Annotated in this window: 17 protein-coding genes and 2 pseudogenes; 16 read left to right on the top strand and 3 right to left on the bottom strand. The window is 70.8% G+C overall.

From position 1 onward, the window contains the following. Together GFH49_RS32095 and GFH49_RS32090 are read left to right on the top strand one after the other, a co-directional pair. Positions 1-455: DUF2182 domain-containing protein (locus GFH49_RS32095; protein ID WP_196218191.1), on the top strand; the 455-nt coding region annotated here is incomplete at its 5' end. Between the two features lie 150 nt (positions 456-605). Further along, entirely contained in the window at positions 606-1,262 is a 657-nt protein-coding gene (locus GFH49_RS32090) for a DUF1326 domain-containing protein (RefSeq protein ID WP_155059572.1), read from the top strand. A gap of 76 nt (positions 1,263-1,338) precedes the next feature. Here the strand turns inward: GFH49_RS32090 and GFH49_RS32085 are convergent, their stop codons facing one another. Next, complete coding sequence (locus GFH49_RS32085) at positions 1,339-3,099, bottom strand: stealth family protein (protein WP_196218192.1); 1,761 nt, start codon at positions 3,097-3,099, stop codon at positions 1,339-1,341. 142 nt (positions 3,100-3,241) lie between these two features. Between GFH49_RS32085 and GFH49_RS32080 the strand changes: the two genes are divergently transcribed. The 13 genes and pseudogenes from GFH49_RS32080 (at position 3,242) to GFH49_RS32025 (ending at position 15,808) form a co-directional block, all read left to right on the top strand. Next, positions 3,242-3,571: an anion permease gene (locus GFH49_RS32080; protein ID WP_155059570.1), complete on the top strand. Its 330-nt coding sequence runs from the start codon at positions 3,242-3,244 to the stop codon at positions 3,569-3,571. 562 nt (positions 3,572-4,133) lie between these two features. Then, a complete protein-coding gene (locus tag GFH49_RS32075) occupies positions 4,134-5,132 on the top strand; it encodes a PAS domain S-box protein (RefSeq protein WP_230396622.1) in 999 nt (332 codons plus the stop codon). After that, positions 5,093-5,353 carry an STAS domain-containing protein gene (locus GFH49_RS40660; protein WP_230396621.1) on the top strand — a complete coding sequence of 87 codons (261 nt, stop codon included), beginning with the start codon at positions 5,093-5,095 and terminating at the stop codon, positions 5,351-5,353. Before GFH49_RS32075 ends, GFH49_RS40660 begins: the two co-directional genes overlap by 40 nt. Further along, the gene (locus GFH49_RS32070) at positions 5,350-5,736 is read left to right on the top strand and encodes an STAS domain-containing protein (RefSeq protein ID WP_155059569.1); all 387 of its coding nucleotides are present in this window, start codon (positions 5,350-5,352) and stop codon (positions 5,734-5,736) included. The genes GFH49_RS40660 and GFH49_RS32070 overlap by 4 nt, the downstream gene beginning before the upstream one ends. Continuing rightward, entirely contained in the window at positions 5,733-6,161 is a 429-nt protein-coding gene (locus tag GFH49_RS32065; RefSeq protein ID WP_230396620.1) for an anti-sigma regulatory factor, read from the top strand. The genes GFH49_RS32070 and GFH49_RS32065 overlap by 4 nt, the downstream gene beginning before the upstream one ends. 13 nt (positions 6,162-6,174) lie before the next feature. Continuing rightward, positions 6,175-7,221, top strand: coding sequence for a SpoIIE family protein phosphatase (locus tag GFH49_RS32060; protein ID WP_230396619.1), 1,047 nt, complete (start codon positions 6,175-6,177; stop codon positions 7,219-7,221). A gap of 41 nt (positions 7,222-7,262) precedes the next feature. Beyond that, positions 7,263-8,453, top strand: a complete 1,191-nt coding sequence (locus GFH49_RS32055; RefSeq protein WP_196218190.1) for a PAS domain-containing sensor histidine kinase — start codon at positions 7,263-7,265, stop codon at positions 8,451-8,453. 1,198 nt (positions 8,454-9,651) lie between these two features. After that, positions 9,652-10,878 (top strand): annotated as a pseudogene (locus tag GFH49_RS32050) (glycosyltransferase family 2 protein); the annotation flags it as partial. A 27-nt stretch (positions 10,879-10,905) separates the two neighbouring features. Further along, the gene (locus GFH49_RS32045; RefSeq protein ID WP_155059567.1) at positions 10,906-12,111 is read left to right on the top strand and encodes an LCP family protein; all 1,206 of its coding nucleotides are present in this window, start codon (positions 10,906-10,908) and stop codon (positions 12,109-12,111) included. A 627-nt stretch (positions 12,112-12,738) separates the two neighbouring features. After that, positions 12,739-13,368 carry an RNA polymerase sigma factor gene (locus GFH49_RS32040; RefSeq protein ID WP_196218189.1) on the top strand — a complete coding sequence of 210 codons (630 nt, stop codon included), beginning with the start codon at positions 12,739-12,741 and terminating at the stop codon, positions 13,366-13,368. Positions 13,369-13,458: 90 nt separating this feature from the next. Next, a complete protein-coding gene (locus GFH49_RS32035) occupies positions 13,459-14,325 on the top strand; it encodes a hypothetical protein (RefSeq protein WP_196218188.1) in 867 nt (288 codons plus the stop codon). A gap of 311 nt (positions 14,326-14,636) precedes the next feature. Then, complete coding sequence (gene tgmA / locus GFH49_RS32030) at positions 14,637-14,828, top strand: putative ATP-grasp-modified RiPP (RefSeq protein ID WP_155059574.1); 192 nt, start codon at positions 14,637-14,639, stop codon at positions 14,826-14,828. A gap of 38 nt (positions 14,829-14,866) precedes the next feature. After that, positions 14,867-15,808: an MvdC/MvdD family ATP grasp protein gene (locus tag GFH49_RS32025; protein WP_196218187.1), complete on the top strand. Its 942-nt coding sequence runs from the start codon at positions 14,867-14,869 to the stop codon at positions 15,806-15,808. Between the two features lie 158 nt (positions 15,809-15,966). Here the strand turns inward: GFH49_RS32025 and GFH49_RS32020 are convergent, their stop codons facing one another. After that, positions 15,967-16,656, bottom strand: coding sequence for a response regulator (locus GFH49_RS32020; protein WP_155059565.1), 690 nt, complete (start codon positions 16,654-16,656; stop codon positions 15,967-15,969). Beyond that, positions 16,653-16,832 (bottom strand): annotated as a pseudogene (locus GFH49_RS41770) (histidine kinase); the annotation flags it as partial. The pseudogene GFH49_RS41770 and the gene GFH49_RS32020, both read right to left, overlap by 4 nt. 231 nt (positions 16,833-17,063) lie before the next feature. Here GFH49_RS41770 and GFH49_RS32010 point away from each other — a divergent pair. Then, positions 17,064-18,290: an IS110 family RNA-guided transposase gene (locus GFH49_RS32010; protein ID WP_155053965.1), complete on the top strand. Its 1,227-nt coding sequence runs from the start codon at positions 17,064-17,066 to the stop codon at positions 18,288-18,290. Positions 18,291-18,314: the final 24 nt, after the last annotated feature.

The following is an 18,314-nucleotide window of genomic DNA, read 5'->3' as shown; positions in this document are numbered from 1 at the left end:
CCTACGCGGCCCTGGCCCTCACCGGCAGCCTCGTGGACGATCACCCCACGGCCGGTCGCTGGACCGGCTCGGTCGCCTTCCTGCTCGCGGGCCTCTACCAGCTGGGCCCCCTGAAGTCCGTCTGCCTGCGGCACTGCCGCGACCCCCTGGGCCACCTGGTGCACTACTCCGGCTTCCGAGAGCCGGCCCGCGACCTGCGGGTGGGCCTCCACCATGGCGCCTACTGCGTCGGCTGCTGCGCCGGGCTGATGGTCGTCCTCGTGCCGTTGGGCGTGATGAACGTGGCGGCGATGGCCGGGCTGGCCGTGGTGATCTTCGTGGAGAAGCTGTGGTCCCGGGGCCCACTGCTCGCCCGTGCCGTGGGCGTCGTATTCGTGGTTCTGGCCGTGCTCGCGCCCTTCCAGGACTGGCTGCTGCCGGGGCTGCAGGACTCGATGCCGTCGATGGACATGTGATCCCCCGCCCCTGGGCGGGTTCCGCGCCGGGGACGGGAGGTGCAAGCTGAGAGAGAGACCGTCTCCCGATCCCGGGACCGGGACCGGGCTCGGCACACGCGGTCTCGCCACTCCCAGTGAGCTCATGGGGCTCGGCAGGAGGGAAGCGAGATGACAGAACAGCCCACGACTGCGACGCGCTGGCATCTGGCCGGCGACTGGTTCGATGTGTGCAAGTGCGCCATCCCCTGTCCGTGCACCTTCGCGCAGCCCCCGACCTACGGGGACTGCGAAGGTGTCCTGGTCTGGCACATCCGGGAGGGCAGCTACGGCGACGTCCGGCTCGACGGCCTGAACGTCCTGATGCTCGGCTCCTTCACGGGCAACGTCTGGGCCGGCGAGCACAGCGACCCGTACGCCGCGGTCTTCCTGGACGAACGCGCCGACGACCAGCAGCGCGGCGCTCTCGGGGCTGTCTTCGGCGGTGAGGCGGGTGGCTGGCCGGCGCGGTTCGGGGAGATGTTCCACCCCGAGATGCGCGGCATGGACGTCGCACCCATACACGTCGAGATAGACGAGGACCTCGCCACCTGGCGGGCCGAGATCCCCGGCCGGGTCACGGCGGCCGGCGAGGCACTGACCGGTCCGACCACCGCCGACGGCGCGCGTGTCCAAGTCCACAACGCCCCGGGCGCCGAGGTCGGGCCGGGCCAGGTCGCCACGTGGGGCCGGGCCGCCGTCGACCACGCGGACGCGTTCGGCTTCTCCTGGGACCGCTCCGGCAAGTCGAGCAAGCACTTCCCCTTCGACTGGAGCGGCCCCGACTGACTCACCCGCCCCCGAGGACCGGCTCAGGCACGGCCCCGCCCCCGCCTCGTCGGCCCCGGGACCGCCTTCGACGTGTTCAGGGCCTGCGTGGGCTGAGTTCGTAGGGGCCGGAGACGGGGAAGTACGCCTCCAGGAAAGCGGCGAGCAGGGCTTGCTGGGTATCGAGTTCCTGCTCGCCGGAGACGGTGTCGTTCAGGCAGAACACCTGCCTGTCCCGGCGGGCCAGCAGGGTTGCGAGGCGGGCGGCCAGTGCGGGGTGGGACACGTCGAGGTAGGCGTAGCGCAGGCGGGCGGGCACGGCGCGCGCGGTGTGGAAAGCGTAGTAGTGGTGCAGGGACGAGGCGATCGACAGGTCGTCGAGGCTGCGGAAGCGGTGACCGGCGGTGGCGTGGTGCTGTGCCGGGAATCTGGCCTCGATCTCGTACAGGACGCTGCGCCGCAGCGCATGCGGGGTGTGCTTCATCTTGTGGCTGATGACCGTGCCGAAGGCGGCTTCGATCAGGACGCGGTTGTTCTTGCCCGCGGCCGCGACCGGCACGTCCAGCTCGGTCGGCACGCCCGGAGGGATGAGCACGGCGGACGGGAAGAACTTGGTCAGGCCGCCTGCGAGGAAGAAGTCCTGGGGGACGGTGGGCCGGCCCAGGAACACGTCGTCGTTGAAGTAGAGGAAGTGCTCGGACAGGCCGTCGATGTGGTGCAGTTGGCTTTCGATGGCGTGTGAGTTGAACGTCGGCAGCAGGCTCGGATCGCTGAAGATCTCCTTGTGGCTGATGACGCGTAGGTTCGGCACGCTGCCGTCCAGCCAGGGCGGGATCTGGTCGTCGGTGACCAGGTACACCGTGCGCACCCAGGGGGCGTACTGGCTCAGCGAGCGCAGAGAGTAGCGAAGTTCGTCGCGGTTGAGGTAGCGCGCCGCGTTCGTGGCCTCCTCGTGGTACGCCTGCCCCGCGCAGGCGGCACGGCGCCGCTGCCACTGCGCGTCGTGCCCGTCCACCCAGGTGTACACGACGTCGATGGGGAACCGGACGTCCTCGCACCCCGGCCGGGCGAACTCCGCGCGGGTGCGCACCCGCGGCAGCGGGCGGTCGGCGGGTGCCAGCGCGGTGAACAGGGAGTCCGGGGCGTACACCGCCAAGTCGGCGCGGGGTACCTGCTCGGCCGTGCGGTTCGGGCGCGGTGCCACCAGGGTGTCCCCGTCCGTGGCCCAGAACTCGATGTCGCAGCCGTACTTGGGCCCGAAGGTCAGCTGCCCCTTCGCGGCGCCGTAGTACCAGGTCACACGGAGTACGTCCGCCTGGGCGAGCCGCCGCCACGTGCCAGGGCGGAAACCCGGCCGGGTGGCACGCCGCCCACGCCGGTGCCCGTCGACGGCGCAGACGTAGCCGGGCCGCATCCGGCACGTCTCGGCCAGCGCGCGACGGGCCGCGGCCCGGTCCTCGGCGGCGACGGCGACGACCGCGGCGGTGTTGCTGCGGCCGCGGACGCAGAAGTAGTCGATGCCCGCGTCCTCGAAGGCCGCGCGGACCGCCGACGCGTTGGCATCACGCGCCGCCAAGGGCGAGATGCCGGGGCGTACCAGGACGGCCTTGGGCACGCCGCGCACCAGCCGCACCTCCACATCCGCCGCCGTGAACAGGCCAGGATGCCTGCGCAACAGCCAGACCGCGCGCACCCGGCCGAGCAGGAGACGCACGGACGGCACCCTCGCGAACCGCTGCTTGACACGGGCGCGTGCCTGCGGAGTCGTACGGGCCACCACGGCCCGTCTGAGGCGTGCCGGCACCGAGCGCCGGTACACGCGCACCGGCCACGCTGCCTCGGGATTGCGGTGGACCACGGACTTCGGCGGTTCATGCCGCTGGCGGGAGACGCCTTCCCGGCGTGCCGAGTCGCTCACGTGACGGCCCTCCTCATGCCTGACATCGCTGCCTGATCACCCTCCCTCCCGCCGGGGGTGGCGGGCCTGAGCCCTTCGGGCCTTGTTCGAGGCCGAACGGGCCGCAACCACAGAGCCGTTCCAGGACAAGAGCGGTGATTCCCAGCCGACGTCATGGTGGAGGCACGTCTCTGGTCTCGCCGCCGCCACCGGCGTCCCCGCCCGTGATGGCCGCCCTGGTGCCCGGCGTCATCAGCTCCCTGTACGGCGCGGCCTGCCCCACTACGCCTCCGGACCCGCCCCGGTCCGCTTCGGCGCCGACTACGTCACCCTCACCGAATGGCGACGCACCGGACTCGCCGCCGCGATCGACGGCATCGTCATCTGGAGAGGTGTGGGCGCGCTGTGGCTCAAGGTCCTGGGCCACTGGTGATCTGACCCGGCGCGGGAAAGTGCCCCTGCCACAGCATGCCGTGGCAGGGCGACCCGTAACCCAGCACCCCCGGCCGCACGCCCCGGCTGCGGCAGACGATGCAGGGGCGGGCGAGGCAGCCGATCGATACGGCGGGCACGTCCGCCAGACGTGCGAACGGCGAGAACAGGATCAGCAACACGACGCCAGGGGCGGGCGGTTGAAAAAGGATCAGCAGGCCGGTCGTTCGCACCGGGTTGCCGGCAACGGCGGAGCGGAACTCCGGCCGAGACGGTCTCGCCCTAGTCACAACCGACGACGATGCGGGCGACGCAGGGGGCAGGGGCGCAGCGCGTACCGCGCCGTCTCCGCCATCGAAGACCGGTGCGGACATCCCGAGTACTCCAGCACGCGCGAGAGAGCGCAGCCTGCCCCAGGAGACGCCGTACGGTAGACGGCGGGTGGACCAGGAGCTGATCGTCGCGGGCCTGGTCCCGGTAGCATCAGACCCGGCGAGGATCAGGTGGGCGCTGCCAATCAGGGTGCCCGGCGAGGGAATTGACGAGGCGAAGGGCGGCCGGGCATGACGACGCCACCAGGAGATGGCCAGGATCCGCAGACGAGCCTGCGTGATCTTGAAGCAATGCTGGACGCGATCACAGACCGTGCCGTCATCAAGCTGGGGCCGGGCGGCGAGGTGGTCCGTTGGAGTCGCAGTGCCCAGGCGATGACGGGCTACGCCCAGACCGAGGTCGTGGGACGGCCGTTGTCGCTGCTGCGCACCGAGAAGGACCGCGGCGCCGGGCTGCTGGAGCAGGAACTGGAATCGGTCCGGCAGGACGGCCAGCAGGAGTTCCAGGGCTGGTGGGTCCGCAAGGACGGCGAGCGGTTCCTCGCGCACATCACCCTCACGCCGCTCCGGGGCGAGGACGGCGCGGTGACCGGCTTCGTCGAGATCCTGCGGGACGTCACCGAGTCCGCACGGGCCGAATCGCTGTTTCACGGCCTGCTTCAGTCGGCCCCGGACGCCATGGTGATCGTCGGTGCCGACGCGCGGATCGTCCTGGTCAACCGGCAGACCGAGACGCTGTTCGGCTTCGAGCGCGAGGAGTTGGTGGGCCGGGAGATCGAGGTGCTGGTGCCGCCGCGGTTCCGCGACCGCCACATCGGCCACCGCTCCGGCTTTCTCGCCCACCCGCAACTGCGGCCGATGGGCGCCGGGCTGGAACTGTGGGGCATGCGCCGCGACGGCACCGAGTTCCCCGTCGAGATCAGCCTGAGCCCTCTGAAGACGGCCGAGGGGATGCTGGTGGCGGCGGCGATCCGGGACGTCACCGAGCGCCGGGAGACCGAGCAGCGCCTCCAGCGCCAGCGCGACGAGATCCTGGAGCTGTCCACGCCGGTGATCCAGGTGTGGGACAAGGTGCTCGCCCTGCCGATCATCGGGACGCTGGACACGCTGCGGGCCACCCGGCTGACCGAGGGATGCTGGAGAAGATCGCCCAGACCCAGGCCGAGGTCGCCATCCTGGACATCAGCGGGGTGCCCACCATCGACACCCAGGTCGCCCAGCACCTGCTGAAGACCGTTCAGGCAGCGGCGCTCATGGGCACCGTGAGCATCATGAGCGGCGTACGGCCGGAGACCGCCCAGTCCATGGTCCACTTGGGCATCGACATGGGCCGCCTGCGCTCGCGCAACACCTTGCAGGACGCCCTCCAGCTCGCCCTCGCGGTACTGGCCGAGCGGGCCGGAACCGCGGCCACGGCCGCCCGCGCCCTGACCGCCGGGGAGCCGCGGTGACCGACGACGTCGTGCCCGTCATGAAGATCGGCGACACGCTGCTGGTGGCGCTCCAGGGCGACCTCGACGACACCACCGTGATCCAGATCGAGGAGCAGCTCACCCGCGAGATCGCCCACACCTCCGCGACCGGCATGCTGATCGACGTCAGCCGGCTGAGCGTGGTCGACTCCTTCATCGCCCGGGTCCTGGCCCGGATCGTGGCGATGGTCCGGCTGCTGGGCGCACAGGCGGCCGTGGTCGGGATACAGCCCGCGGTCGCGATCACCCTGGTCGAACTCGGCGTGCCCATGGGACACCTGGACACCGCTCTCAACGCCGAACAGGGGCTGGCGCTGCTGCGCCGGCTGCGCCACGACGACGCCGGCGCGGACCGGCCGTGACCACGCACGCCGCCACGGACCGGGAACCGGCCGTCTTCGAGATCGCACACGAGGCCGACCTGATCCGGGTCCGCAAAGTGCTGCGCGCCGAGGCCCAGACGGCGGGGCTGAACCTGGTCGACGCGACCAAACTGATCACGGCTGGAAGCGAGCTGGCCCGCAACATCCTCAATTACGCCACCGGAGGCCGCGGCCGGGTCAGCGTCGAGCGGGTGCACCAGCAGGGCCGGCAGGGGGTGCGGGCCACGTTCGCCGACGGCGGCCCCGGCATCGACGACATCGAGGCGGCACTGGCCGACGGCTTCAGCAGCAGCGGCAGCATGGGGCTGGGTCTGCCGGGCTCGCGACGCCTGGTGGACGACATGACCCTCACCTCCGCACCCGGATCGGGCACCACCGTGGTGATCGTGAAATGGCAACGGTGACGGCGGTGCGGGTGTGACCGCGCTGAGCAAGAGCGAGAGCGAGCACCGCCGCCATGCGGTCGGGGCCGAGGAGGACGTGGGCGCCCTGCGCCGGGCGGTGGCCCGGATGGCCGCCGGACAGCGCGGCCTGCGCGCGGGCGTGGCCGAACTGGTGGCCACCGAACTGGGCACCAACCTGGTACGGCACGCCCACCCCGGCGGGTATGTGCTGGCCCGCAGGGCCGGGGACGGGATCGAACTCATCTCCGTCGACCACGGTCCGGGCCTGAGCACCGCTGCCCTCACCACGTCGGTGAACGTGCCCCCGCCGTCCGGGGGATGCGGGCTGAACGCCGGGCTGGACGTGGTACGCCGCAACGCCACCGAGTTCGACTGGTACTCCACCCGGCTCGGCACGGTCGTCTACGCCCGCCTCGGCACCGGCGGCACAGGCACAGGCACAGGCACAAGCACAAGCACAAACAGCAGGTGGCGTTTCGGCGGGGTCAACATCCCCCTCGGCGGTGACGGCGAGTCCGGGGACGCCTGGGCAGTCGCCCCGAGCCCGCGGCTCGCCGCCCTTGTCGTCGACGGCCTCGGACACGGCCCCGCCGCCGCCCTCGCGGCACGCGCCGCGATCACTGCGTTCGAGCAGACCCCGGTCACCGACCTCGACCGCCTCATCCGGCACAGCCATGAGGCTATGCACGGCACCCGCGGCGGCGTCCTGGGGGCGTGCCTGATCGACCCCGAACGCAGCGGACTCACCTTTGCGGCGGTCGGCAACATCACCGGACGCGTCCTGACCGGCGGCCGCCGTGTCCATCTGCTGGACCGCCCCGGCACCCTCGGCACCCACCTGCCCGTTCCCACCACCCGTCTTCAGCACTGCCCGTGGGAGGCCGGGGCGACCCTGATCCTGGTCTCCGACGGGATCCGCTCCAGCTGGCACCTGGACGGCCACCCACGACTGCTGGAACACCATCCGGCGGTCATCGCCGCGGTCCTGCACCGTGACCACGGCCGGCCCACCGACGACGCCACCGTGCTCGTGGTCCGCGACAACATCGGGGTGGCATGATGAACCCCACTCAGGGCACCAGCGACGAAGGACGGTCGGGCATGGGGCACGCACGCGACCCCCAGCCCACCGACGGCGCACATGCCACGCGGGCGCACGACACCGTCGCGCAGCAAGCCGAACCAGAGGACCGCGCACTCCTGATCGAGGACCTGCGTCAGGAACTCGACGACACCAACCGTGGCCTGATCGCCCTGCACACCGAGCTGGAGACCGCCCGGCGCGCGGAGGCACGGCTCGCCGCCATCGTGGCCTCCTCCGACGACGCCATGATCTCGGTCGACCCCGTCCTCCGCATCCAGACCTGGAACCCGGGCGCCGGACGGCTGCTCGGCCACACCGAGCAGCACCTCGTCGGACAGAAGATCGACACCCTCATGCCCGGACCGGCACTGGACGCCTTCCAGGCCGCGGTGGAACAGATCCGCTCCCACGGCCACGCCGACTCCCACCAGAGCCGCTGGCGCCGTGCGGACGACACCGTGGTCGACGTGGCCGTCACCGTCTCGGCGATGCGGGACGCAGACGGCGCCCTGATCGGCTACTCCACAACGGCACGGGACATCACCCACCAGCTCGCCGCCCAGACCGAACTGACCACCGCCCGCGCCGACCGCGAGGTACTGGCCGAACGCGACCGCATCGCCCGCGACCTGCACGACCTGGTCATCCAGCGGCTGTTCGCCAGCGGCCTTACCCTGCAGTCCGCGCTCGCCCGGCTGACCGGCCCCACGCAAGGCATCGAACGCGTCGAACGGGTCATGAACGACCTCGACGACACCATCAAGACCATCCGCACCACCATCTACGCCCTGCGCGAGACCCACTGCGGCCAGGACGGCCGCCTGCGCACGAAGCTGCTCGCCGAATGCGAACAGGCCACCGAGCCCCTCGGCTTCGCCCCGGCCCTGCGCATGGACGGCCTGCTGGAAACCCGGGTCCCCGGCCACATCGCCGACCACCTGTTGGCGGTACTGCGCGAGGCCCTGTCCAACACCGCCCGCCACGCCCGAGCCACCGTCGTCGACGTCAGCATCGAGGTCACCGACACCTCCGTACGGTTGACCGTGGCCGACAACGGCCGCGGCATCGACCCGGCCGTCACCCGCAGCAGCGGCCTGTCCAACCTCCGCACCCGCGCCCAGGAACTCGGCGGCACCTTCAGCCTCACCCCGAACCAGCCACACGGCGCCATCCTCGACTTCAGCACCCCGCTGCCCGCCGACGGCTGACAGCGCCCACGGCCGGTGGCGGCCGAACGGAGCCGTCGCCCACGTCTGCGAGCCCGTGCGGCAACACAGCCAGTGCCTTCCTCCGAGCCCCGCGCCCTGGGCGCCGTGCGAACGGATGACGCCGAGGTGTCCGTTCGCTCGACGCCGGCCCGTGGCCGCGTACGTGCTGACGGCCGTCGGCACCGGCCATCCCAGGCACGGTCCAGCCCTGCCACGCCCAGGGCCGCCAGGCCGATCCGGATGGCCGGCTCGATCCGGATGGCCGGCTCGATCCGGTCGATGCCCTTGGTTTCGGCCCTTCGTCAGGGACCACCGGCGGAAGAACTGCCCGGCCTCGGCGCCCAGCCGGTCGGCGGTGGTCGTGGCGGCGGGGCCGGGGTGGTGTGCCACCACAGCCACAGCACGGTGCGCGCGCCCCGCCCAGGAGAGGGAGAGCGTCGGCGGGGGTGCCGCCGGGGACGGATCCGGCATATGGCCTGCCGTCTTCCCGTCCGGCTGTGCTGGGTGGTCACCCAAGGCCGGACTTTCCTCTGCTTGTCTTGGCGCCCGGCACCGCACACCGATCGGATGGCCGAAAACAGTCGGTGCAGGCGGGGCGCGGCCTCCAGGAGATCCACTTCGAGGGGAGGGGGTACGAGGGTCCACTTCCCCTTGTCCAGGGTCCACTTCCCCTTGTCCAGGGTCCACTTCCCCTTGTCCAGGGTCCACTTCCCCTTGTCCAGGGCCCACTTCCCCTTATCCACCTAGTCCAGCGCACCGGTGGGGCCGAGCGTCACACCCTCCGGGTCGCGGTGGCCGCCCGCCCGTTTCGGACACGCCACGGCATCGCCTGTGGCTACACTCGCCGCCCATGCAACAGCTCAGCCGGAAGACAAACCGGCAGATAACGCATCACCCTTCATCGGGTGCCGACACCTTCGACACCTCTGCGAAGAGCACGTGGAGCGCCACCGCACTCATCACCGTCCGCGCCGCCAGTCCGACGTCCTCCACCGATGCGCGCGGTCTCCGGCACGCGCCCGGCTCGCCGACCCGGATTCCCCCCGGATCATCTGCCGCCGCCCCCGACTCCGGCCGAACAGGCCCCGATTTGGATGTGATTAACGTCACTCCGAGGAGCGTGGCGTGAGCCGTTCCGCACGGCGTCGGCACGCCCGTTCCCGCGAGTTCCGCGCGCACTGGCGGCTGCTGGCCCTGACTGCTGGCGCTGGGCGTGCTGGGCATGCTGCGGCTTCTGATGCTGACCGTCTTCGCCCGTGCCCACGTCCGTCGCCTCACCCGCTTCCGCCCCGGCTCGCCCTGGCTGCGGGAGGTCGACGCACCGGTGACGGTGCTCGTACCGGCGTACAACGAAGAGGCCGGCATCGAGTCCACCCTCCATTCGCTGCTCGCGTCCACGCACCCGTACCTTGAGGTCATCGTCATCGACGACGGCTCGACGGATCAGACCGCGGACCTCGCCACCTGGATCAACGACCCCCGCGTACGGGTGATCCGGCAGCCCAATTCAGGCAAGGCGGCCGCACTCAACACCGGTCTGGCGAACGCGTCGTACGACATCGTGGTGATGGTCGACGCCGACACCGTCTTCGAGGCCGACGCCCTGCACCGGCTCATCCAGCCGCTCGCACACCCGGCCGTCGGCGCCGTCAGCGGCAACACCAAGGTCGGCAACCGGCGCGGGCTGCTCGGCAGATGGCAGCACCTGGAGTACGTCTTCGGCTTCAACCTCGACCGGCGGATGTTCGAGGTGCTGGAGTGCATGCCGACGGTTCCGGGAGCCATCGGCGCCTTCCGCCGGGACGCGCTTCTGGGGGTCGGCGGCGTCAGCGAGGACACCCCTGCCGAGGACACCGACCTCACGATGGCCCTGTGGCGGGCCGGCTGGCGGGTGATCTACGAGGAGTCGGCCGTCGCCTGGACCGAAGTGCCCACCTCGCTGCGCCAGTTGTGGCGGCAGCGCTACCGCTGGTGCTACGGCACGCTCCAGGCGATGTGGAAGCACCGCGGAGCCGTCCGCGAAGTGGGCCCGGCCGGACGCTTCGGCCGCCGCGGACTGACGCATCTGACGCTCTTTCAGGTGATCCTGCCGCTGATCGCCCCGGTCGTCGACCTCTTCGCGCTGTACGGAGTGCTCTTCCAGGATCATGTGCAGTCGCTGGGGGTGTGGTTCGCCTTTCTCGCCGTCCAACTCCTCTGCGCCGGTTACGCGTTGCGGCTCGACGGCGAGAAGCTGCGGGCGCTGTGGTCGATGCCGTTCCAGCTCTTCGTCTACCGGCAGTTGATGTATCTGGTCGTCATCCAGTCCGTGGTCGCCTTCCTGGGCGGCACCCGGCTGAAGTGGCAGCGCATGCAGCGCTCCGGGACGGCCGCGACGGAGCAGCTGAGACAGCCGGTCGCCGCAAAGGAGCTGTCGTCGAGGTGATCTGGATGATCGGAGTTGGTTCGACCCATGAGTGACCGGGATACGCGGGCGCCCCACGTGATCACGGGACAGGTCGTCACGGGGGAGGTCGTCACGGGACAGGTCGTCACGGGGGACGTCGTCACGGGGGAGGCACGGCCGTACGAGGAACACATCCCGGGCCCGTACCAGGAACCGGCCCCGCGCCCATACGACGAGCGGGCCGGCGGCGGCCACACCCACAGCACCCGGCCCCGCTGGGTACGCCCCAGCCGGCGCCGCCGTGTCGCACGCCTGCTGGCCCTTCTGCTCTGCGCCCTTCTCCTCACCGGCCTGGGCACCTACGCCTGGGCCGACTTCCGGCTCGACCGGGCGGTCGACCTCGGCGGCCCCGGCCGTCCACCGCAGGGGAAGGGGACGACGTACCTCATCGTGGGCTCCGACAGCCGTGACGGACTGTCCGAGCGGACCAGGAAGGATCTGCACGCCGGTGGCGGCGGGGGCAGCCGTACCGATTCGATGATGCTCCTGCACACCGGCGCCCACGGCACCACGATGGTGAGTCTGCCGCGCGACTCCTGGGTCACCCTCCCGTCGTACCTCGATCCCGAAACGGGCAAGCGCTACCGGCCGGCGAAGAACAAGCTGAACGCGGCCTACTCCCTGGGCGGACCCCGCCTGCTCGTGCGGACCATCGAGCTGAGCACGGGCCTGCGGATCGACCATTACGCGGAGATCGGCTTCGCGGGGTTCGTCGGTGTGGTGGACGCGGTGGGCGGTGTGGAGATGTGCGGGGACCGGGACATCACGGACCCGAAGTCGGGACTGAACCTGAGGAAGGGCTGTCACAACCTGAACGGCGCCCAGGCGCTGGCGTTCGTCCGGCAGAGGCACCAGGAGGCGGAGGGCGACCTGGGGCGGTCGAGGAACCAGCGGAAGTTCCTCTCCGCCCTCGCCCGCAAGGCCGCCGCACCGGGCACCGCGCTCGATCCTTTCCGTGTGTATCCCGCCTTGAGCGCGGCGCTGGACACCCTCGTCGTGGACCAGGACATGGAGCTGCCGAAACTCGCATCGCTGTTCCAGGCGATGAGCAGCGTCTCAAGCGGCGACGGCAGGCAGCTCAACGTCCCTGTGTCCGGCCCCGGCTTCAGCACGTCCAGGGGCAGTGCCGTGAAGTGGGACACGGCGAAGGCGGAGAAGCTCTTCGCCGAGCTGAGGAACGACCGGCCGGTGAGCATGGAGGAGCAGGGCTGACCGGCCGCGGGGAGAGGGCACTCCGCGTGCCGGAGCTCCGTGATCCGCGCCCGGCCGCCCGCCGTCGGTCCGAACGGTGTGTGGGGCGGCCGGAGCCCCGTGCAGTGGTCGGGGTCCGGCCGCCCCCCTCTCCATGCCGCTCCCAGGGGGAGTCGTGAGCGGCGCGGAGAGGGCTCCGGGAGTGGTCGTGGCACCGACGTCCAGCCTGACGACCAGCGATCAGCGATCAGCGATCAGCGTCGGCCTGTCCGGCGTGGACTCGGCACTCACACAGCGCATGGCCGGAGCGATACGTCACCCGGCCGGGACGGCTCGGGTCGCGCACCGGTGTCCGAACACCGGATCCGCCGGGCGTCGCTGAGTCGTGAAGCCGTCCGGCCCCGGCATCCGGACCGGCTCAACGTCCCTACGCCGCCTTCTTCTTGGAGCTGACGACGGCCCTCGCGGCTTCGCCGGCCAGGCGACAGGGCGGCGGGCGGCAGGGCTGCCGGGCGACGACGTGCGGGACGTGTGTTGCGTTGTGACACTTCTGTGGGAACGCGCGCTGGTCTCCATGGGCCGTCGATGCCACCGGGGCTCGCCGGACGGAACGGACTAGCTGTGAACCAGGTACGAACGAGGACCATCTTGGGCCAGGCACGGCAACCCCGCCGCGTACAGACCTACGACGGGGAACTGGGCGCGGCAGTCGCGCGGGCCCAGGACGGTGACGAGGCCGCCTTCGCGGTCGCCTACCGGATCGTGCAGCCGGGCCTGCTCGGCTATCTGCGCGGATTCGTCGGCGAGGACGCGGAGGACGTCGCGTCCGACGCCTGGCTGGAGATCGCCCGTGACCTCGGACGTTTCAAGGGGGACGGGGCCGGTTTCCGCGGCTGGACGTCGACCATCGCCCGGCACCGGGCACTGGACCATCTGCGCCGCCAGCACGTCCGGCCCCGGTCGGGAGGGACCGAGCAGGATGTACTGGACCTGCCCGACCCGCACAGCACCGATGACCAGGCACTGGAGACCCTCTCCACCGAGCGGGCCCTGGAACTGGTCCACGGGCTGCCGAAGGACCAGGCCGAGGCCGTACTCCTGCGGGTCGTCGTCGGCCTGGACGGTACCGCCGCCGCGCGCGTCCTCGGCAAGCGACCAGGGGCGGTGCGCACCGCCGCGTACCGGGGCCTGAAACGCCTCGCCCACCAGTTGGGCATCGAGGGCCGGGCGACAGGTGTGACGGATGAGGCTTCTCGGACGCTGGGGGAGTCGAAATGAACGACGCCCGCGGCAGTGGGCCCGGCGGACAGGCACCAGGGCCCGGAACGCCAGGTGAATCGAACGTGTCGGACAGGAACGGAAGCGGACATGGGTGAACGGCTGAGCGGCGACGGAGTGCCGGGCCGTCGACGTGTGCACCCTGACAACGCCGCGTCCGGCCCGTGGGACCGGCGTGACGACACCGCGTCCGGCCCGTGGGACCGGCGTGACGACACCGCGTCCGGCCCGTGGGACCGGCGTGACGACACCGCGCTGGAGACGGTGCTGGCCGCCGTCCTGCGCGAAGGCGATCTCGTCCCCGAGGCCGAGCGGCGGGCCGTGACCGCCTTCCGGGCCGCCCGCGACGCGGGCACGCGTCGGGCGCGTACCCGGCGGCGGGACGACTGGCGGCTGCCCGCCCAGCGGCGTGCCGGGCGCGCTGTGAAGACGACGTTCGCCGCTGTGTTCGTCAGCCTCGCCCTGGGCGCCATCGCGGTCGCGGGCATCGGTTCGGTCGGCTCGTCCGCGGACGACGCCGGTGCCGACCGGAAAACCCCGCGCCCCTCGGTGTCCGACCCTGACCGGCCGGGCGCTGGGACCTCGTCGGCTTCCTCCGGCGGCGGCGGACCGACGGACGGCTCGGCCACCGCCCCGGATACCGAGGCCCACTGCCGCGCCTACGATCAGGTCAAGGACCGCGGCAAGGCGCTCGACGCAACTGCCTGGCAGCAGCTCACCGCGGCGGCGGGCGGCGAGGGCAAGGTCGCCGCGTACTGCGCCGAGCTGCTGGCGCGGGCGACAGCCGCACCGAGCGGGTCCGGCGGCACGGGCAGACCCGGCGAGGGCGCCGCGGACGCCGGCACGGGCACGTCCGGGAACACCGGCACGTCGGGCAACGGGAATCCCGGCAACGACACCGACGGCACGGACAACGGGTCCGGCAACGGCCAGGCAGGCGACGGGAAGGGCGAGTAACCCCCGCGCCCGTCGGCCGGGCCGCTCACCGGCCGGGACGGCGTTGCCGAGCAGATCGCAAAGGCATGGAGTCACCACGTCGGCTGGTCAGCGACCCCGGGCCCCGCCCCTGTGACGTTTCCAGCAACCATTTCGATGTGTAAGTCATGGGGAAGTTGAGTGTTTCTGATGTCAGTGATGTAGATGAGGCAGGTGAGGCAGCAACGGGCGATGTGACGACCTTTCTGGAAGATGGCAGAAGTGATGAATTCCTCGCGCAAGGAACGTGTGAGGGACCGCGCGCAGTCAGCGTGCCGACTTGGAGGTTTCGAGTGCGACCGTTCACCCTCAACTACGCCCTCCCGAGAGCGCTTCCGACCGTGGTGACGCCATACCGTTTCGACGAGTCGCTTCAACTGAACGTGCTTCCCGACGGACGCCCGGCCGTCAGTGATCCGGACCTCCTCCTGGCCGCTGGTACGACGACATCCACCGCCGGTTCCCAGACACACTTCGACGACTGACGATCCGTAACCGAGGCGACTGACGATCCGTAACCGAGATGACCGTACTGATCCTCACGTCCGAAGAGGACGTCACCGCCGACATGGTGGTGGCCAAACTGCACGAGACGGGGGCGGCCGTGATACGGCTCGACCCTGCCGACCTGCCGGGCAAAGCCCTGATGTCCGCGGATTACACCCGTGGCGACTTCGAGGGTCACCTGTCGGTGAACGGACATGTGCTCAGCATGAGGGGCCTGGACTCCGTATGGGTGCGCAGGCCCGGCGAACCGGCCGCGCACGCGGCCCGCCCATCGGTGTGGCTGACCGCCGAGACCCATCAGGCGCTGTTCGGAATGCTCTACTCCGCCTCTGTGCGATGGATGAACCATCCGCGCAACGCCCATCAAGCCCGGTTGAAGCCATGGCAGTTGAGGACGGCTCATGTCAGCGGCTTCGCCGTACCGCCGACTGCCATCACCACCTCCCCGCGCCTGGCACAGCGGTTCGCCAGGGAGCACGGGGACGTGGTGGTGAAGTCCGCTTCAGGACCGCCGCCCGGTGACCCCGCGCTGGCTCTGCCCACCACCCTGGTCGGCCCCGACCCGGACTTCTCCGCCGTCGCAGCCGGTCCTGCGCTGCTGCAGCGGTACATACCCAAGCGTGCCGACATCCGTCTGACCTGTGTCGGCACCCGCCTGTTCGCCGCGCGGAAGGCCGCCGAACCCGGCCAGGTCGACGGGCGCTACGGCGACACCGGGCACGCCTGGGAAGCGGTCCCGGTGCCCGAACGCATCGGCAAGTCGGTGCACGAGTACGTCACCCTTGCCGGACTGGCGTACGCCGCCTTCGACTTCGCCGAGGACGAGGACGGCATCTGGTGGTTCCTGGAGTGCAATCAGGGCGGCCAGTTCGGCTTCGTCGAACTGGAGACAGGGCAGCCGATCTCGGAGGCGGTCGCCCTGTGGCTGTCACAGCGCAAGGATCGCAGAACGACATAGGCCGAGGCCGTGCCCGGTCCGTGCCCGGTCCGTACCCGTAAGGGCCGGACAACCACAGGCGGGCCCTCAGTGATCACGCGGCGGATCCGGAACCCGAGCCGGTCTCACGCCGGGCGCCCTCAACCACACCGGTCCGCCCCCGTGTCCGCTTTTCCGGGTCAGTCCGCGGCCCATACGTATCGGTGCTCGGGGCGGCCGGTCTCGCCGTACTTGAGGGTGAGGCCGATGCGTCCGGCGCGTTCGAGATATTTGAGGTAGCGCTGGGCGGTGGACCGGCTGATGCCGGTGCGTTCGGCGACCTCGTGGGCGGACAGGGGCTGTCCTGCCTGGTCCAGGGCGCGGCGGATGATGTCGATGGTGGGGGCGGAGTAGCCCTTGGGGAGGGTGGAGCGGGGTTCGGCGGTGGATCTCAGGGCGCTGAAGATCTGGTCCACCTGGTCCTGGCCCGCCCGGCCGCGCCCGCCGACGTCTTCGAGGGCGTGCCGGAGGGTGGTGTAGCTGTCGAGCTTGGCGCGCAGCGCGGCGAAGGTGAAGGGTTTGACGAGGTACTGGAGGGCTCCGTACCGCAGGGCGGCCTGGACGGTGGCGACGTCGCTGGCCGCCGTCACCATGATGACGTCGGCGTGGTGGCCGAGTTGCCGCATGCGGCGCACCAGGGTCAGCCCGGTCTCGTCGGGGAGGTAGTGGTCGAGGAGGACGAGGTCGATGTGGGTGCGCCCAAGGGTGGCCAGGGCGTGGGCGGCGGTGTGGGCGCGGGCGGCAACCCGGAAGCCGGGTACCTGGGTGACGTATGTGGCGTTGATCTCGGCGACGTGGAAGTCGTCGTCCACGACGAGGACATCGATCATCTGGACTCTCCTGAGGCGGCGAGCGAGACCACGGGGGACACGGGGGTGCTCTCCTCGGCGAAGTCGTCGAGGGCGAGCGCCTCGGGCAGGACGACGGTGAAGACGGCGCCGCCGCCGGCGCGGGCGGTGACCCGGGCCGTTCCGCCGTAGCGTTCGGCGAGCCGCCTAATGGGAGCTGCCGGGTCGGAGAGACTCGGTGCCGTAGCCGCCAGCAGGTGAGCACTTATGTCGCCGGAACCACTGTGAGTTCTGTGGTCAGACCGTGCCCCTGCTGGTTGGCCGGAAGGCCATGACCGCTGATGGGGTGGCGTGCCCGCCGAGCTGAGCGTGAGCACTGGATCCATTAGGCCGCGTGCCGTGTCTTCCGCGGGCTGCATGACCGGGAAGTACCTGACCTGGAGGATGAGTTGCTGCTGATCGGCGACGACTGGGCCGAGGACCACCACGATGTCGAAGTCCAGGACACCACCGGCCGCCGCCTCGCGACCGCAAGGTTGCCCGAGGGCGCGGACGGTATCACCAAGCTCCACGAGCTTGTGGCGAAGCATGCGGGTGAGGACCTCGTCCCCTGCGACGTGATCGTCGGGATCGAGACGGACCGCGGCACCTGGGTGCAGGCCCTGCTTGCGGCCGGCTACCGGGTCTACGCGATCAACCCTCGGCAGGTCGCCCGGTTCAAGGAGCGGTACAGCACCTCCGGCGCCAAGAGCGACAGAGGCGACGCCCACGCGCTGGCCGACATGGTCCGCATCGACCGCGACCAGCTGCGGCCCATCGCCGGCGACAGCGACCAGGCCCAGGCCGTCAAGGTCGTCGCCCGCGCCCACCAGACCCTGATCTGGGAACGCACCCGCACCTTCCAACGACTGCGCAACACGCTGCGCGAGTACTTCCCCGCAGCCCTGAACGCCTACGCGAGCCTGGAGCTGACCAGCACCGACGCGCTGGAACTGCTCATCAAGGCGCCCACCCCCCAGGCGGCGGCCAGGCTCACCCGCATCCAGATCACCGCCATCTTGGCCCGCGCCCGACGCCACAACCGGGACCAGAAGGCCGGGGCCATCCAGGCCGCCTTGCGCGAGAAGCACCTGGAACTGCCCGAGCCGGTGGCCGCCGCCTACGGGGCCACCACGACCGCCCATGCTCGTCTCCTGATCGCCCTCAACGAACAGATAGCCGCGATGGAAGAGCAGGTGAAGGCGCATTTTCTCGCGCACCCGGACGCTGAGATCTACCTCTCCATGCCCGGCATCGGAGAGATCACCGGCGCCCGGGTGCTCGCCGAGTTCGGGGACGATCCCACCCGTTACAGCTCCGCCAAGGCCCGCAAGAACTACGCCGGAACCAGCCCCGTTACCCGGGCCTCCGGCAAGAGCCACACCGTCCAGGCCCGCTACGTGCGCAACAACCGGCTCGCCGACGCGCTTCAGCGCCAGGCGTTCTCCGCCCTGCGGGCCTCACCCGGCGCCCGCCGGTACTACGACAAGCAGCGAGCCCGCGAGGCCGGCTACAACTCTGCCCTCCGCCAGGTCGGCAACAGGCTCGTCGGCATCCTCCACGGATGCCTCAAGACCCGCACCCTCTACGACGAAGCAACCGCCTGGTCGCACCACGCACAACCCCATACCGCTTGACACCAAACGACATGGGGTGTCTGA

The sequence above is a fragment of the Streptomyces blattellae genome (assembly GCF_009709555.1).
Taxonomy (GTDB): domain Bacteria; phylum Actinomycetota; class Actinomycetes; order Streptomycetales; family Streptomycetaceae; genus Streptomyces; species Streptomyces blattellae.
The sequence above is the reverse complement of the archived record's forward strand: the minus strand, read 5'-3'. Positions and strand labels throughout refer to the sequence as shown.

Coding starts and splice junctions, on each gene's coding strand:
- GFH49_RS32025 (WP_196218187.1), top strand. CDS start 14,867: ATGACCGTACTGATCCTCACGTCCGAAGAGGACGTCACCGCCGACATG.
- GFH49_RS32075 (WP_230396622.1), top strand. CDS start 4,134: ATGACGACGCCACCAGGAGATGGCCAGGATCCGCAGACGAGCCTGCGT.
- GFH49_RS32035 (WP_196218188.1), top strand. CDS start 13,459: ATGGGTGAACGGCTGAGCGGCGACGGAGTGCCGGGCCGTCGACGTGTG.
- GFH49_RS32090 (WP_155059572.1), top strand. CDS start 606: ATGACAGAACAGCCCACGACTGCGACGCGCTGGCATCTGGCCGGCGAC.
- GFH49_RS32055 (WP_196218190.1), top strand. CDS start 7,263: ATGGGGCACGCACGCGACCCCCAGCCCACCGACGGCGCACATGCCACG.
- GFH49_RS32045 (WP_155059567.1), top strand. CDS start 10,906: ATGAGTGACCGGGATACGCGGGCGCCCCACGTGATCACGGGACAGGTC.
- GFH49_RS32020 (WP_155059565.1), bottom strand. CDS start 16,656: ATGATCGATGTCCTCGTCGTGGACGACGACTTCCACGTCGCCGAGATC.